14 protein-coding genes, 2 tRNA genes and 1 pseudogene are annotated in these 15,454 nt (G+C 64.9%); 10 read left to right on the forward strand and 7 right to left on the reverse strand.

All coding sequences use genetic code 11. The features are described from left to right. Positions 1 to 143 precede the first annotated feature (143 nt). Positions 144 to 216: transfer RNA gene (locus AWC07_RS19595), tRNA-Lys, on the reverse strand. Between the two features lie 208 nt (positions 217 to 424). Here AWC07_RS19595 and AWC07_RS19600 point away from each other — a divergent pair. Beyond that, positions 425 to 1,621 (forward strand): L,D-transpeptidase, encoded by a 1,197-nt coding sequence (locus tag AWC07_RS19600; RefSeq protein WP_036416106.1) that lies wholly within the window; start codon positions 425 to 427, stop codon positions 1,619 to 1,621. Positions 1,622 to 1,643: 22 nt separating this feature from the next. On the opposite strand, the gene AWC07_RS19605 is transcribed toward AWC07_RS19600, so the two are convergent. After that, positions 1,644 to 2,393: a YcaO-like family protein gene (locus AWC07_RS19605; RefSeq protein WP_051508113.1), complete on the reverse strand. Its 750-nt coding sequence runs from the start codon at positions 2,391 to 2,393 to the stop codon at positions 1,644 to 1,646. Here AWC07_RS19605 and AWC07_RS19610 point away from each other — a divergent pair. Next, positions 2,330 to 2,950, forward strand: a pseudogene (locus tag AWC07_RS19610) (SAM-dependent methyltransferase); the annotation flags it as partial. The gene AWC07_RS19605 and the pseudogene AWC07_RS19610 overlap by 64 nt on opposite strands. A 109-nt stretch (positions 2,951 to 3,059) precedes the next feature. On the opposite strand, the gene AWC07_RS19615 reads toward AWC07_RS19610, so the two are convergent. Further along, positions 3,060 to 3,135, reverse strand: a tRNA-His gene (locus tag AWC07_RS19615). Between the two features lie 51 nt (positions 3,136 to 3,186). After that, a complete protein-coding gene (gene orn / locus AWC07_RS19620; protein ID WP_036416104.1) occupies positions 3,187 to 3,834 on the reverse strand; it encodes an oligoribonuclease in 648 nt (215 codons plus the stop codon). A gap of 107 nt (positions 3,835 to 3,941) precedes the next feature. On the opposite strand from orn, the gene AWC07_RS19625 reads away from it, so the two are divergent. Beyond that, entirely contained in the window at positions 3,942 to 5,537 is a 1,596-nt protein-coding gene (locus AWC07_RS19625; RefSeq protein WP_036416103.1) for a helicase HerA-like domain-containing protein, read from the forward strand. 3 nt (positions 5,538 to 5,540) lie between these two features. Here AWC07_RS19625 and cmrA read toward each other — a convergent pair whose 3' ends face one another. Next, the gene (gene cmrA / locus AWC07_RS19630) at positions 5,541 to 6,347 is read right to left on the reverse strand and encodes a mycolate reductase (protein ID WP_036416117.1); all 807 of its coding nucleotides are present in this window, start codon (positions 6,345 to 6,347) and stop codon (positions 5,541 to 5,543) included. A 143-nt stretch (positions 6,348 to 6,490) separates the two neighbouring features. Between cmrA and AWC07_RS19635 the strand changes: the two genes are divergently transcribed. Next, complete coding sequence (locus AWC07_RS19635; RefSeq protein ID WP_036416102.1) at positions 6,491 to 7,831, forward strand: MFS transporter; 1,341 nt, start codon at positions 6,491 to 6,493, stop codon at positions 7,829 to 7,831. Here the strand turns inward: AWC07_RS19635 and AWC07_RS19640 are convergent. Further along, positions 7,828 to 8,619, reverse strand: a complete 792-nt coding sequence (locus tag AWC07_RS19640; RefSeq protein ID WP_036417369.1) for an MmpS family transport accessory protein — start codon at positions 8,617 to 8,619, stop codon at positions 7,828 to 7,830. The genes AWC07_RS19635 and AWC07_RS19640 overlap by 4 nt on opposite strands. A gap of 435 nt (positions 8,620 to 9,054) precedes the next feature. Here AWC07_RS19640 and AWC07_RS29875 point away from each other — a divergent pair, with 435 nt between their 5' ends. Together AWC07_RS29875 and AWC07_RS29400 are read left to right on the forward strand one after the other, a co-directional pair. Then, the gene (locus AWC07_RS29875; protein ID WP_425271264.1) at positions 9,055 to 9,534 is read left to right on the forward strand and encodes an LLM class flavin-dependent oxidoreductase; all 480 of its coding nucleotides are present in this window, start codon (positions 9,055 to 9,057) and stop codon (positions 9,532 to 9,534) included. Further along, complete coding sequence (locus AWC07_RS29400; protein WP_279628911.1) at positions 9,455 to 9,871, forward strand: LLM class flavin-dependent oxidoreductase; 417 nt, start codon at positions 9,455 to 9,457, stop codon at positions 9,869 to 9,871. Before AWC07_RS29875 ends, AWC07_RS29400 begins: the two co-directional genes overlap by 80 nt. On the opposite strand, the gene AWC07_RS19655 is transcribed toward AWC07_RS29400, so the two are convergent. Continuing rightward, positions 9,868 to 10,509, reverse strand: coding sequence for an SACE_7040 family transcriptional regulator (locus AWC07_RS19655; protein WP_036417372.1), 642 nt, complete (start codon positions 10,507 to 10,509; stop codon positions 9,868 to 9,870). The two genes, AWC07_RS29400 and AWC07_RS19655, sit on opposite strands and share 4 nt — an antisense overlap. A 108-nt stretch (positions 10,510 to 10,617) precedes the next feature. On the opposite strand from AWC07_RS19655, the gene AWC07_RS19660 reads away from it, so the two are divergent. The 4 genes from AWC07_RS19660 (at position 10,618) to AWC07_RS19675 (ending at position 15,453) form a co-directional block, all read left to right on the forward strand. Beyond that, a complete protein-coding gene (locus tag AWC07_RS19660; protein WP_036417363.1) occupies positions 10,618 to 12,261 on the forward strand; it encodes an AMP-binding protein in 1,644 nt (547 codons plus the stop codon). Positions 12,262 to 12,383: 122 nt separating this feature from the next. Continuing rightward, the gene (locus AWC07_RS19665; protein ID WP_036417360.1) at positions 12,384 to 13,127 is read left to right on the forward strand and encodes a CoA transferase subunit A; all 744 of its coding nucleotides are present in this window, start codon (positions 12,384 to 12,386) and stop codon (positions 13,125 to 13,127) included. A gap of 101 nt (positions 13,128 to 13,228) precedes the next feature. Then, on the forward strand, positions 13,229 to 13,876 hold the full coding sequence (locus AWC07_RS19670) for a CoA transferase subunit B (RefSeq protein WP_036418339.1): 648 nt from the start codon (positions 13,229 to 13,231) through the stop codon (positions 13,874 to 13,876). Further along, positions 13,873 to 15,453, forward strand: coding sequence for a carboxyl transferase domain-containing protein (locus AWC07_RS19675; RefSeq protein ID WP_036418336.1), 1,581 nt, complete (start codon positions 13,873 to 13,875; stop codon positions 15,451 to 15,453). The genes AWC07_RS19670 and AWC07_RS19675 overlap by 4 nt, the downstream gene beginning before the upstream one ends. The last annotated feature ends 1 nt before the right edge of the window (position 15,454 follow it).

Below are 15,454 nucleotides of genomic sequence, written 5' to 3' on the forward strand. Positions count from 1 at the left end.
CCGGCCGGAACCAGTGCAGTTCGGCGGTAGATTCCCTACCGAATTCCGTTGTGCGGGTGATCTTCCCGCGTTGCGCCGGTATCTATCACAGCGCCGCCCCGAGGTGCCCGGTCAACCCGGCGGCCAGGCGAGGCGGGGAGATGTGCGCCGTCAGGGTTTCGAACCCCGGACCCGCTGATTAAGAGTCAGCTGCTCTACCAACTGAGCTAACGGCGCCGTGGACGGCCAGAGACCGCGTACGCGACAATAACAGGCATCGTGGCGCAGTGGGAAATCTCCAGATCAGGACGGGGTGAGGTGCGACACTCAACGACGGCGACAAGCCGACAAATTCTGTCGCGTCCGCCGTCAGACACTACAATACAGGGAACAATCCAGGGTCAGCGGTGACCGAAGTAAGCGAGAGTATCTGGAAGGTCACTTGATGACGCCTTTGCGCAGAAGTCGATCGTGGCTGGCTGCGATCATGGTCCCGGTCGCTGTTCTCGCCGTGGCATGCAGCAGCGGCAGTGCGACCGCGCCGGTCAAAGTCATCGTCAACAAGGGCACACCGTTCGCCGACCTGCTGGTGCCCAAGCTGACCGCGTCGGTGACCGACGGAGCCGTCGGAGTCACCGTGGATGCGCCCGTCACCGTCGGCGTTGCCGACGGTGTGCTGGCGGCGGTCACCATGGTGAACGAAAACGGCAAGTCGATCAGCGGCCAGCTCAGCCCTGATGGACTGCACTGGTCGACCACCGACCAACTCGGCTACAACCGGCGCTACACGCTCAGCGCGAAGGCGCTCGGCCTGGGCGGCGCGGCGACTCGCCAGATGACATTCCAAACCAGCTCGCCGGCCCACCTGACGATGCCCTATGTGAATCCGGGCGACGGCGAGGTCGTGGGGATCGGCGAGCCGGTGGCGATTCGGTTCGACGAGAACATCGCCGACCGGGTCGCTGCGGAGAAGGCCATCAAGATCACCACCAACCCGCCCGTCGAAGGCGCCTTCTACTGGCTGAACAACCGCGAGGTGCGTTGGCGCCCAGAATATTTCTGGAAGCCCGGCACCGTCGTCGACGTGGCGGTCAACACCTATGGTGTGGATCTCGGTGAGGGAATGTTCGGCGAGGACAACGTCAGGACGCACTTCACGATTGGCGATGAGGTCGTCGCGACCGCAGACGACAACACCAAGGTACTGACGATTCGGGTCAACGGTGAGGTCGTCAAGACCATGCCGACCTCGATGGGTAAGGACAGCACGCCGACCGCCAACGGCGTCTACATCGTGGGCGCGCGGTTCAAGCACATCATCATGGACTCGTCGACCTATGGCGTTCCGGTGAACTCGCCCAACGGATATCGCACCGATGTCGACTGGGCCACCCAGATTTCCTACAGCGGCGTCTTCGTGCATTCCGCGCCGTGGTCGGTGGGCGCTCAAGGCCACACCAACACCAGCCACGGGTGCCTGAACGTGAGCCCGAGCAATGCCCAGTGGTTCTACGACCACATCAAGAGTGGTGACATCGTCGAAGTCGTCAACACCGTGGGAGGCACGCTGTCCGGCACGGATGGCCTCGGGGACTGGAACATTCCCTGGGATCAGTGGCGCGCCGGTAACGCCAAGGCCTGAGCCTGGACGGTGGGCCCGATCGTCACACCGGACAGGCGGGGGCGGTCACATCGACGGCGGCGATTCCCCGGCGTCCCGGCACGACGGCGGCCGGACCGTCCACGATCATGTGAAAGCGCTCCAATCCCGGGATGTGCACGTGTACGGCGGTAATTCCGTTGGACAGGCGGTGCGCTTCGTTGAGGTAGACCGTGAATCCCCGGTTGGCAAGTTGCGACAGCAGCTGGCTCAAGTGCTCAGCGGGTGATGAGGGTGCCGCGGTCTCGACGTATGGCACCAGCCGGGCCGAAGCGGCCAGTGGCCGCAGGTCGACCTCGGCGCAGGCCTGCAGCACCGGTTGGTCCTTTAGCAGCTCGATGCATTCCAAGCGCTCGGCCACCTTGCGGTCGGTGAGCTGAACCTCGAGCAGCTCCGTCAAAGCTCGATAGACGCTGTAGCGCCGCGATAGCGACGCGCCGTACCCGCGCAGGTATCGGCCGCGCGGGCCAGGCGAATACGCCAACGTGCTCAGCACTTCGAGGTCGGTGGTGACGTCGATCAGCCACACCTCCCGCCCGATCCGGGCCTGAACCTGCTCGAGCAGCGTGCGTAGTTCAGTGGGAAGGGTCTCGGGATCCAGAAACGCCGGCGCGGTCGGTGTGGCCGCGACGATGGAGCGAATCAGGAGTAGCGACGTAGCGTCGCGTTCGATGGCCTCGTTGATCGCATGTGGTGATTCTGGCCTCCGGATTGGACACGCGCGCCTACCGGTTACCGTGGCCGGGCGGAACAACGGTGTATGAGATCGATCAACCGCAGGTCGTCGAATTCAAGACGAAAGCCCTGGCAGCACTGGGTGCCGCTACGACCGCTGAGCACCGCGCGGTGGGCATCGACCTTCGCCACGACTGGCCGGGCAAACTGCGTGACACAGGTTTCGACACGAGCCGACCGGCGGCGTGGAGCGCCGAGGGTTTTCTCCCCTTCCTTCCAACCGATGCCCAGGATCGACTGTTGGACAGCGTGACCGCTCTGAGCGCAGTCGGTAGCCGGTTTGTCGGGGAGACCCTGGGGCCTTCCGGGGAGCTGCATGCAATGATGCACACCCGCACCAGGGCGGCCGTCGATCGTTGGCGCCAGCACGGTTTCGATATCGACTTGACCGAGCTGGGATACGTGGGCGAACGCAACGATGCCGCCGCCTACCTGCAAAGCCGCGGCTGGACGACGGCTTCGACCAAGGTGGCCGACTTGTTTGTCGAGAATGGGCTGAGGTTGCCGGTCGATGAGGCGGCCGAGCAGGCACTGATGTCCGAATCGTTCACCTACTTCACCGCAACCCGGATATAACGCGTCGGGGCGCGGAAACCGCCGGCGTCGACAGGTGGCCGTCATGGTGCCGGCCGGGTGCAGTTGCCGGGTGGTTGCTGGCCAGCATCGCACAGCCACCTCTGACCTGTGGGGTGAGTGACGGGACTCGAACCCGCGACACCCAGGATCACAACCTGGTGCTCTACCAACTGAACTACACTCACCATGGCCGCCTGCCGGTCCTCCCGGAGGGCTAACGAGCGGCGACGTCGATATTAGCCGGTCGGAGGCTCCTCGACCGAATCGATTATCCCCGGTGCGTCGGCTCCGTCTTGGAGATCGGCGACCACCGCGGCGATTTCGCTGGTAGGCGGCCCCGGCGGAGGGACGAACGCGGTACGGCGGTAGTAGCGCAGTTCGCGGATGGATTCGTGAATGTCGGCCAGCGCCCGGTGCGCCAGGCCTTTGGGCGGCTGGCCGAAGTAGATGCGCGGGTACCAGCGCCGGCAGAGCTCCTTGATCGAGCTGACGTCGATCATCCGGTAGTGCAGAAACGCGTCCAACGCGGGCATGTCGCGGGCGATGAAGGACCGGTCGGTGGCGATGGAGTTCCCCGCCAGCGGCGCCGTCTTGGGTTGCTTGACGTGTTCGTTGATGTAGTCGAGCACCATCGTTTCGGCCGTCGCCAGGTCGACGGTGGACGCCTTGACTTCCTCGATCAGTCCCGAGCGCGTGTGCATCTCGGCAACCACGTCGATCATCGACGACAGCGCGTCGTCGTCGGCGTGGATCACCACGTCCACGCCGTCGCCGAGAATGTTCAGGTCGGCGTCGGTGACCAGCACGGCGATCTCGATCAACTTGTCCGAAGCTATATTCAGCCCGGTCATCTCGCAGTCGATCCACACCAGTTCGTCACGCACAGCGCTCAAGAGTAGGCCCATTGCCGCGGTCGTAACCGCCACACCCGGACAAGTAGTGTGATTGCTTTGCTGAGCGGTACGGGTAACGACCGGGAAGAGGTGGCACGATGAGCACCGAAGCGGCAGCCGGCGGGCACGGCGGACCCGCGCAGCGGATCGCGGCCGGTTACGCCGTGGCAGGCCAGGCGCTCGAATTGGGTACCGTCGTCGTCGACGGCGACGCCGACCCTACTGCGCAAATTCGCATTCCACTGGCCACCATCAACCGGCACGGTTTGGTAGCCGGTGCCACCGGAACCGGCAAAACCAAGACGCTGCAGCTCATCGCCGAGCAGCTCAGCGCCGCGGGCGTGGCGGTGCTCATGGCCGACGTGAAGGGAGACCTGTCCGGCCTATCCCGGGCGGGTGAGGCTAACGACAAGGCGGCCGCACGGGCAAAAGATACCGGCGACAATTGGACGCCCACGGCCTTCCCGGTGGAGTTTCTGTCGCTGGGCACCAGTGGAGTCGGTGTCCCGGTGCGTGCGACCATCTCCAGCTTCGGACCTATTCTGTTGTCAAAGGTGTTGGGGCTCAACGCTACCCAGGAATCAACACTGGGGCTGATTTTCCACTGGGCCGACCAGCGGGGACTTCCGTTGTTGGACTTGAAAGATCTGCGTACCGTGATCAGCCATCTGACCAGCGACGAGGGTAAGGCGGAGCTGAAAGCCCTTGGCGCCGTTTCGCCGACGACTGCCGGCGTCATCTTGCGGGCGTTGGTCAACCTCGAAGCCGAAGGTGCTGACACCTTCTTCGGCGAGCCGGAACTGAGACCTGACGACCTGATACGCGTCGACAGCCAGGGCCGCGGCATCATCTCGCTGCTGGAGTTCAGCGGTCAGTCATTGCGCCCCGTGCTGTTCTCCACTTTCTTGATGTGGGTGCTGGCCGACCTGTTCAGCTATCTGCCCGAGGTGGGGGATCTGGACAAGCCCAAGCTGGTCTTCTTTTTCGACGAGGCGCACTTGCTGTTCACCGACGCCTCCAAGGCTTTCCTGGAGCAGGTCGAGCAGACGGTCAAGCTCATTCGTTCCAAGGGTGTCGGGGTGTTCTTCTGCACCCAGTTGCCGACGGATCTGCCCAACACGGTGCTGTCCCAACTCGGGGCGCGGATCCAGCATGCGTTACGGGCGTTCACACCCGACGACCAAAAGGCGCTCAGCAAGACTGTTCGCACGTATCCGAAAACCGATGTCTACGACCTGGAATCGACGCTGACGTCGCTGGGCATCGGTGAGGCCGTCGTGACCGTGCTCTCCGAGAAGGGCGCGCCGACCCCGGTGGCCTGGACCCGCATGCGGGTTCCCCGGTCGCTGATGGGCACGATCGGCACCGACGCCGTTGCCGCGGCGGCCCAGGCAAGCCCGCTGCAGGCCGTATATGGCCAGACCATAGACCGGGTGTCCGCCCACGAGATGCTGGACGCCAAGTATGCGCCGGTACCGGATGCGCCACCGGAACAGCCGCCGCGGGGAAAGTACGATCCGCTGCCGTGGCCCGACGATATCCAGGTGCCGCCCATGCCTGCGCCGGTTGAATCCAGGGGGCCCGGCATGTGGGAAGAGATTCTGAAGAACCCGACCGTGAAGAGCGCCATCAACACCGGGGTGCGCGAAATTACCCGCAGCATCTTCGGTACGGGGCGGCGCGGCCGCAAGTAACGACTAGCCCCCCCCGAGCTTCTTGTAGAAGCTGCCGACGATCGGCGCGACGATGGCACGCGGCGCATACTGACTTGCCACCGACATGGCCTTCGACGTCAGGCCGGGAACCACGCGCATCTTGTTGCGCTCCAAGGCATCCAGCGATAGCCGGGCGGTGTGCTCCGTCGAGATCCACAAAAACTCCGGCACCAGCCTTTCGACCAGCGACGCCTCGGCCTCATCGGGTAAATCGGTACGCACTGGTCCTGGTGCCAGCAGCGTGACATGCACACCGGACCCGCGTAGTTCGCCGCGCAACGATTCGCTGAAGGTGTTCGCGAAGGCTTTGGTGGCGGCATAGGTCGCGTTGTACGGGATGGGCGAATTTCCTGCTGCCGAGCCGGAAATCAAAATGCCGCCGGCCTTGCGCTCGATCATGCCGGGCAGCACCGCCAAGGTGAGGTCGTGCACCGCAACGGCATTCAGCTGTACTTGAGCTTTTTCGCCCGCCGGGTCGAGCGACGCGAGCGGACCGAACGTCCCCGTACCCGCATTGGCGCACAGGATCGAGATGTGGCGTGCCGCTAGTTCGTCGCACAGCTTCGTCCGCTCTTCCGGATCGGCGAGATCGGCCGGCCGTACCTCGACAGCGACGCGATACTTGTCGGTCAGGCGGGCTGCGAGTTCGGTCAGCAAGGCCTCGCGGCGTGCGGTGACGATCAGACTGTGTCCGCGTGCGGCCAACTCGGTGGCCAGCGCCTCGCCGATATTCTGCGAAGCTCCGGTGACAACGGCGCGGGCGTCGGGACTCGGAGCGGGTATCGGCATGCGCCAATCGTAGACAAGCAGCACGCGACGCAGTCGGGCGCAGCGGGTCGCTGCCAACACGAATCAAATCGGCGGCGATCGCAAGCGCGACGCAGTCGTGCGCAGCGGGTCGCTGCCAACACGAATCAAATAGAGTGCCGGACATGACCAACCGGGGTTTGGGCACGTATGTGCGATCTCGGGTAGTGGCCTGGGCGCTGTGGGACTGTGGTTCTACCGGGCTGAACGCGATCGTGACCACCTTCGTGTTCTCGGTGTATCTGACCAGCACCGTGGGGGAGGGCATGCCCGGTGGTAGCTCGCCGGCGAGTTGGCTGGGTCGGGCCGGGGCCACCGCCGGGGTGACCATCGCCCTGCTGGCTCCGGTCGTGGGCGTGTGGGTCGAGTCGCCGCATCGGCGGCGGGTGGCGCTGGGCGTGCTGACGGGTCTGGCGGCGGGGCTGACCGCTGCGATGTTCCTGATCCGCGATAGCCCCGGTTACCTATGGCCTGGGCTGGCGTTGTTGGCGGCGACGGCCGCATGCAGCGACCTGGCCAGCGTTCCGTACAACGCGATGCTGCGCCAGCTCTCGACACCGCAGACGGCCGGCCGGATTTCCGGCTTCGGGTGGGCCGCGGGTTATGTCGGGAGTGTCCTGCTGCTGTTGCTGGTCTATGGGGGTTTCATGGCCGGCAGCGGTGACGTTCGTGGATTGCTGCACCTGCCCGCCCACGACGGATTCAACGTCCGGGCGGCGATGCTGCTAGCGGCGGCGTGGCTGGCTTTACTGGCTCTGCCACTGGTGTTCGTCGCGCATCGACTGCCCGATTCCGTTGCAATGCCTCGCCCGAATACGCGCATGCTGGGTGCCTATCGAAAGCTGTGGGCGGACATCACCGCTGAATGGCGCCGCGACCGCAATCTGGTCTACTTCCTTGTGGCCAGCGCGATCTTCCGCGACGGGCTGGCGGCCATGTTTGCTTTCGGCGCGGTACTGGGTGTCAACGTGTACGGCCTTACGCAGGCCGACGTACTGGTGTTCGGGGTAGCCGGAAGTGTGGTGGCTGCGGTCGGCGCGGTGCTGGGCGGATTGGTTGACCACCGGCTCGGCTCCAAGCCGGTCATCGTCGCGTCGCTGGCAGCGATCCTGGCTGCGGCCCTGACTTTGATGGCGCTGTCCGGCGCGGTGGCCTTCTGGGTATGCGGACTGCTGCTGTGTCTTTTCATCGGACCGTCGCAGTCGTCGGCGCGCGCGTTGTTGTTGCGCATGGCTCAGCATGGCAAGGAGGGGGTTGCTTTCGGGCTGTACACGATGACGGGCCGGGCGGTGGCGTTCCTGGGACCGTGGTTGTTTTCGGTATTCGTTGACGTGTTCGGCGCGGTCCGCGCCGGGTTGGGCGGCATCTGTCTGGTGTTGCTGGTGGGCCTGCTGGCCATGCTGGCCGTGCGCGTTCCACGCCGCAGGGTCGTCATAGCCACCGAAGCGGTAACCGAGTCGAGTTAGCCGGAGGCGTCGCAGATGGTGAGGCCCACCCCGGTGCGCTGGCGTACCTGAACCCCGGCCACCGTTACCGAGCAGGTCACGTTGTGGCCGATGTTGATAATGGTGACGCTGGCGGGGTGAAGCGACGACTTGGGCAGGCTCACCTCTTTGCTCCACGGCAGCGCGACGTTGAACTCGGTCTGTATGACGTCACCGGTATCGGTATAGGTCACGCTGATCGCGCGGCCCTCGCCGGTGACGTTGTAGACGACGGTCTGCATCGCGCCAGGGGTGGGCGTCTCGGTAGGCGTGCCGGAGCCTCCCGTCGTTGTGGGCGCCGGCACGATGCTGGGTGTTGATGTCGGTGTTCGTGTCGTCGGCGGCTTGAGTGTGGAGCTCGGGGTGGGCATCGGCGGCAGGGGCTCGACAGCCGTCTGGTTCTTGACCGACATGTTCGCGATCACCAGCGCGATGACCAACCCGACAACAAGCAGGACGGCCGCGCCGGCAGCGACCCACAACCATCGCGGCGTGCTCGGACCGTGCGGCGGTGGCGGGCCCTCGTACAGCATCTCGCCCGGATGCGGCTGGTCTTGTTGCCAGTACTGCGGCGGCAGTTGTTGGGTGGGATCGGGTTCCTGCGCGCCGGGCGCCCACTGGGGAATGTGGCCGCTGTACGTGGGGGCGTACGGAGCCTGGCCGGCGTAGGCCGGGTCGACGGGCGGCGGATTTACCGGACCCGGCGGCCACGTCGGTGCAGGTCCCGGTTGCGGGGGACCATACCGCTGGGGTCGGCGTGGATCGTTCATGCCCACCTCATGGTTTGAAGGGTACCTAAGAGTTGGGCGGCCGTGCCGCCGCACCGCTGCTGCGGCACGGATGTGCCGGCCGCAGCCCTACTCGCGTCCGCTCACGCAGCCAGCGCCACATTCTTCAGCAACCGTTGGTGTCTGGGTGCGAACCGAGTGTCGCATTCTTCAACAATTGCTGAAAAACGCTTCGCATGTGTGTCGCCATTTTCGCGCGGCGGTGACAGGAACGGGGGCGAACGGCGTGCAATTCGGCATCGACTACCGACGTGTCTGTCCGGGATGGCCTATCCGGTCCCGTTCGCCACGGCCGACAAGGTGATTCGGATCGCCGTCGAGGCCGAGGCACTCGGCTTTCACCAAGTCGCCGGCAATGACCATCTGAGCACCCAACGGGCCTGATCGGTCCCACCGGACTACTTTGAGCCGCTGATGATGCTGGTGACGATCGCGGCCAAGACATCGGTGGTGCGGCTGGCTACCGGGATCCTCGTCTGGCCGATGCGTGAGCCGGTGCTGCTGGCCAACCAGGTCGCCACACTGGATCAGATAAGCGGCGGGCGCGTCACATTGGCGGTAGCAGCCGGCGGGTACCGAGACGAATTCGAAGCGGTAGCACCGGATTTGGCCGACGCGTCGCGCACCCGGCTGATGGCCGTGGGCATCGAGGCGTTGCGCATTCTGTTTGGGCAGCGTCGGTCGACCTACGCGGGCCGGTACCGCCGATTCTGCGATGTCGAGTCGTATCTAAGCCGGTGCAGTCGCCGTTGCCGATCTTTTCCGGCGGCAATGCCAAGGGCGCCATTCGCCGGGCGGGGGAGCAATTCAGGGTTGGCTGCCGGCCAAGCTTGGCGCGGACGAAATTGTCTCTGGCCGAGACGAAGTCGCGAAATTCGCCCGAGCCACGGGCCGTGATCCCGCCGAGGTGATGGTCGGATTGCAGACGGTGGTATGCCTGGCTTCGACGGCTGAGAAAGCTCGTGAGCGCCTGGAGCGGTCGACGTTCGAGCTGTTCCGGACCTCCCCGCGGGACACCATGATGAAAGGCGTGAGCCTGGATAAGTACGTGGCCGACAATCTCATCGGCACGCCGGATCAGGTGTGCGCCAAGGTAGCTGCGTTCGAGCGCGCCGGGCTGGACGGCTTCTATGCCACCTTGTTCGTCGCCAACACCGTGAGCGAAATGCTGGAACAGATGCGGCTTTTCGCCAAGTATGTGATTCAGGCCTTCCCGGCGGGCTCAGCCAGCTAGCAGTCGGTGACCCGCAGCGCCGCCACGGTCATGGCACGCATGATGGTGCGGGAACGCTGTACCCGCGTCGATCTGGTATCGGCCGACTTCATGCTGTGCGGGGTGGAGTTCAGCAGTCCGAACACGGCGTGCGCCATCAGCCGCGCATCTGCTTCGGCCAGGTCGGGATCACGCCGGCGCAGCACCCCCACCCAGACCTCCACGTACTGACGCTGCGCTTTGCGCACCTGTCGCTCGGCGGCTGGCGGCAGATGTGCAAGGTCACGGTCCTGGATTCGGATGAGGTCCGGTTCACCCAGCGCAAAGTCGAGGTGAAAATCAATGAGCCCATCCAACGCGGCGACCGGATCCGGACCCCGGGCCGTCACATCGCGGGCGCCGGCGAGGAGCCGGGAACTGATGCCCACCAGCAACTCGACGAGCAGCGACTCTTTGTTGGGGAAGTGCCGATAGATCGCGGGACCGCTGATGCCCGCCGCAGCGCCAATGTCCTCCAATCGCACTGCGAGAAAACCGCGTTCGGCGAATAGCCGTTCAGCAGCCGACAACAGCTGCAGACGCCGGTCCGACTTCAACTGACTGCGACGACTCGGGGATTCAGGTTGAGCGGGCCGGCCGTCCGGAGCGGACGCTGTCATGACGGCCTCCGTGGAAAACTCGTCCTGGACACTTCGGTTAATCGCCACTAACGTAGCACGAGTTAGTCGATGTTAACCCGTGCGCGGTAAGCGGCAGGCGGAGGAACCGTGGCGGCCAACACGGCTGCAGACCACAGCGCCCTTTCTTATGAGCGCGGTCCCAACGCGCCCGCCCTGCTGGAGACCACCATCGGCGGCAATCTCGCCGCGACTGCCTCCCGGTACGGACAGCGGGACGCACTGGTCGACGTGCATGCCGGGCGGCGCTGGAGTTACGCCGAATTCGTGCGCGACGTGCGGAGATTGGCAACGGGACTGGTGCGCGCGGGCATCAGGGTGGGTGACCGAGTAGGAATTTGGGCCCCGAATCGGTGGGAGTGGGTACTGGTTCAGTACGCGACCGCAGAGATCGGCGCCATCCTGGTGACCGTGAACCCGGCCTACCGTTCCAGCGAGTTGCGTTATGCGCTAAGGCAATCCGGGGTCTCCATGATCATCGCCGCGCCGGGCTTCAAGGATGCGGATTACCGGACGATATTGGCCGAAGTGGCACCTGATTGCCCGGATCTGCGGGAATCGGTGTTCATGGACAGCGATCGCTGGGACGAGCTGGCCGGTGCACAGGCCGACTTGGCTGTGCTGCAGCAGATCGCGGCGACACTGACCGGCAGCGACCCCGTCAACATCCAATACACCTCTGGCACAACGGGTTATCCGAAAGGCGTCACGCTGAGCCACCGCAACATCCTCAACAACGGTTATTTCGTGGGCGAGCTACTCGACTACACCGCCGACGATCGGATCTGTGTGCCAGCGCCGTTTTATCACTGCTTCGGAATGGTGCTGGGCAATCTGGCGGCCACCAGCCATGGTGCCGCCGTGGTGATCCCGGCACCCGGGTTCGACGCCGCCGCCACCCTGCGGGCCGTCGAGGCCGAACGGTGCACCAGCCTCTATGGCGTGCCGACCATGTTCATCGCCGAACTCGGACTGCCCGACTTCGCCGGCTACGACCTCACCAGCCTGCGAACCGGGATCATGGCCGGCTCGACATGCCCGGTCGAGGTGATGCGAACGGTAATGGAACAGATGCACATGCCCGCGATCTCGATCTGCTATGGCATGACGGAAACCTCTCCGGTGTCCACCCAGACCCGTACCGATGATTCCCCGGAGCGGCGGGTAAGCACGGTCGGCCGGGTGGGGCCGCATTTGGAGATCCAGGTGGTGGACCCGGTAACCGGTGAGATTGTGCCCCGTGGCCTCCCCGGTGAGTTTTGCACCCGCGGTTATTCGGTGATGGCCGGTTATTGGAATGACCCCGAACGGACCGCAGAAGTGATCGACGCCGACGGCTGGATGCATACCGGAGACCTGGCCGCCATGGACCCATGCGGGTACGTGCAGATCACCGGCCGGATCAAGGACATCGTCATCCGCGGCGGTGAGAACATTTCGCCCCGCGAGATCGAGGAGTTCCTGCACACCCACCCCGACGTCGTCGATGCCCACGTCATCGGCGTGCCCGACGAACGCGTGGGCGAAGAGCTGATGGCGGTGGTCAAGCTGCGGGACGGCGCGCCGCAGTTGACCGTCGCGCGGCTCCACGAATTCTGTGCCGGCCGAATCGCCAGGTTCAAGATTCCGCGGTATCTGCGGATCGTCGACGAGTTCCCCATGACCGTCACCGGCAAGATCCGCAAAGTCGAATTGCGTCAACAGGCAATCGACTACCTGCAAGGTCGGGGGTGAGGAACCGGATGCTGGTTACCGTCCCTTTACCCGCCGCGCGGGCGATGGTATTGTCATGCCTCGGTTAATGAAGATTAACTGAAGAAGCCAGCCGGCCGGACAGCGAGGAGACTCTGCGGGCAATGGACAAGGTGGTGGCTACCGCCGCCGAAGCGGTAGCGGACATAACCGACGGGTCCTCCCTGGCGGTCGGCGGGTTCGGGCTGTGCGGCATCCCGGATGCGTTGATCTCGGCGCTGGTGGACAGCGGTGTAACTGACCTGGAAACGGTGTCGAACAACTGCGGAATCGACGGGGTCGGGCTGGGAGTATTGTTGGAACACAAGAGGATTCGTCGGACTATCTCGTCGTATGTGGGGGAGAACAGGGAGTTCGCTCGTCAATTCCTGGCCGGCGAACTCGAGGTGGAACTCACCCCGCAGGGCACGCTCGCCGAGCGGCTGCGTGCCGGCGGAATGGGGATCCCGGCCTTCTACACGCCGGCCGGCGTGGGCACCCAGATCGCCGACGGCGGGCTGCCGTGGCGCTACGACGCGTCGGGGGCGGTTGCGGCGGTCTCTCCTCCCAAGGAGACTCGTGAGTTCGACGGCGTCACATACGTTTTGGAGCGGGGAATCCGCACCGACTTCGCACTGGTGCATGCCTGGAAAGGGGACCGGCACGGCAACCTGGTGTACCGCTACGCCGCCGCCAACTTCAACCCCGAGTGCGCGCCCGCGGGGAGGATCACGATTGCCGAGGTGGAACACCTCGTCGAACCGGGTGAGATCGACCCGGCGATGGTGCACACCCCTGGTGTGTTCGTGCAGCGGGTGGTACACGTGCCCAATCCCGCCAAGCGGATCGAGAAGGAGACGGTGCGCTAGATGACTTCGCCGACGACGATGCAGTGGGGGCACCGCCCGCTTGCGGGGGACGCAGCGATGCAGTGCGGACACTTCCCGCTTGCGGGGGAGAGTGACGCCAAATGACCTGGAGCAGAGACGGGATGGCCGCACGGGTCGCCGCCGAATTCCGGGACGGCCAGTACGTCAACCTCGGCATCGGAATGCCTACCTTGATTCCCAACCACATTCCCCAGGGCGTGACCGTTGTCCTGCACTCCGAGAACGGGATCCTGGGCGTCGGGCCATATCCCAAGCCCGAGGACCTCGATGCCGACCTGATCAACGCCGGCAAGGAGACGGTGACCACGCTGCCGGGCGCGGCGTTCTTCGGCTCGTCGACATCGTTCGGCATCATCCGCGGCGGCCATCTCGACGTCGCGGTGCTTGGCGCCATGCAGGTTTCGGTCACCGGCGACCTAGCCAACTGGATGATCCCGGGCAAGATGGTCAAGGGCATGGGCGGCGCGATGGACCTGGTGCACGGCGCCCGCAAGGTGATCGTGATGATGGAGCATGCGGCCAAAGACGGCAGTCCCAAGATCGTCGAGCAGTGTACGTTGCCGTTGACCGGTGTGGGCTGCGTGGACCGCATCGTCACGGAGTTCGCGGTCATCGATGTCTGCGACGACGGCCTGCATTTGATCGAGACCGCGCCCGACGTGACGGTCGACGAGGTCGTAGCGAGAACCGAACCACGGCTCATATTGCGGGATCTGGTGACCCCGTGACCGCACTCGCCGCGCCATCCTTCGCCGACGAGCACCGCCGGCTGGTGGCCGAATTGAACACCAGGCTCGCCGCAGCTGCATTGGGCGGCAACGAACGCGCCCGAGAGCGTCACGTCAGCCGTGGCAAGCTGCTGCCCCGGGAACGGGTGGATCGGTTGCTCGATCCGGGCAGCCCGTTCCTGGAGTTGGCTCCCTTGGCCGCCAACGGGATGTACGACGACGAGTCGCCGGGCGCGGGGATCATCACCGGAATCGGCCGGGTATCCGGGCGCGAGTGCGTGATCGTCGCCAACGACGCGACGGTCAAGGGCGGCACCTACTATCCGATCACGGTCAAGAAGCACCTGCGCGCCCAGGAGATCGCGCTGCAGAATCGACTGCCGTGCATTTACCTGGTTGACTCCGGCGGCGCTTTCCTGCCACGCCAGGACGAGGTGTTTCCCGACCGCGAGCATTTCGGGCGGATCTTCTACAACCAGGCGACCATGAGCGCCAAGGGAATTCCGCAAGTGGCGGCAGTGCTGGGCTCCTGCACGGCCGGTGGCGCCTATGTGCCGGCGATGAGCGACGAGGCCGTCATCGTCCGTGACCAGGGCACCATCTTTCTGGGCGGTCCGCCACTGGTCAAAGCCGCCACCGGCGAGATCGTCACGGCCGAGGAGCTCGGCGGCGGCGCCTTGCACTCGCGAATATCGGGTGTCACCGACCATCTCGCCGACGACGACGAGCATGCGTTGCGGATGGTGCGCTCCATCGCGGCCACCTTCGCGCCGCGTGATCCGGCTCAGTGGGATGTGGCGCGTGCGGTGGACCCCAAATATCCGCAGGCCGAACTCTACGACGTGGTACCCCCCGACCCGAGGGTGCCCTACGACGTGCACGAGGTCCTCCTGCGACTGGTCGACGGTGGCGAATTCACCGAGTTCAAGGCGCTTTACGGCAAGACGCTGGTCACCGCCTTCGCCCGCATCCACGGACACCCAGTCGGCATCGTCGCCAACAACGGCGTCTTGTTCAGCGAATCCGCGCTCAAAGGAGCACATTTCATCGAGTTGTGCGACAAGCGCAAGATCCCGCTGCTGTTCCTGCAGAACATCGCCGGGTTCATGGTCGGCCGTGACTACGAGGCCGGTGGCATTGCCAAGCACGGCGCCAAAATGGTCACCGCCGTGGCCTGTGCCCGGGTGCCGAAGCTGACCGTGGTGATCGGCGGATCCTATGGCGCCGGCAACTATTCGATGTGCGGGCGGGCGTACTCGCCGCGCTTCTTGTGGATGTGGCCGAACGCGCGGATCTCGGTGATGGGCGGCGAGCAGGCGGCCTCGGTGCTGGCTACCGTGCGCGGCGAGCAGCTGTCCGCGGCGGGCACTGCCTGGTCTACTGACGATGAAGAGGCGTTCAAGGCGCCGATCCGTGAGCAGTACGAGCGCCAAGGCAACCCCTACTATTCGACCGCCCGCCTGTGGGACGACGGCATCATCGACCCGGCTGACACCAGAACGGTTGTTGGGCTTGCCCTTTCGGTGTGTGCCCACGCACCGCTGGAACCGGTCTCCTACGGCGTCTTCCGGATGTGAG

The sequence above is a fragment of the Mycobacterium gastri genome, from assembly GCF_002102175.1.
GTDB lineage: Bacteria > Actinomycetota > Actinomycetes > Mycobacteriales > Mycobacteriaceae > Mycobacterium > Mycobacterium gastri.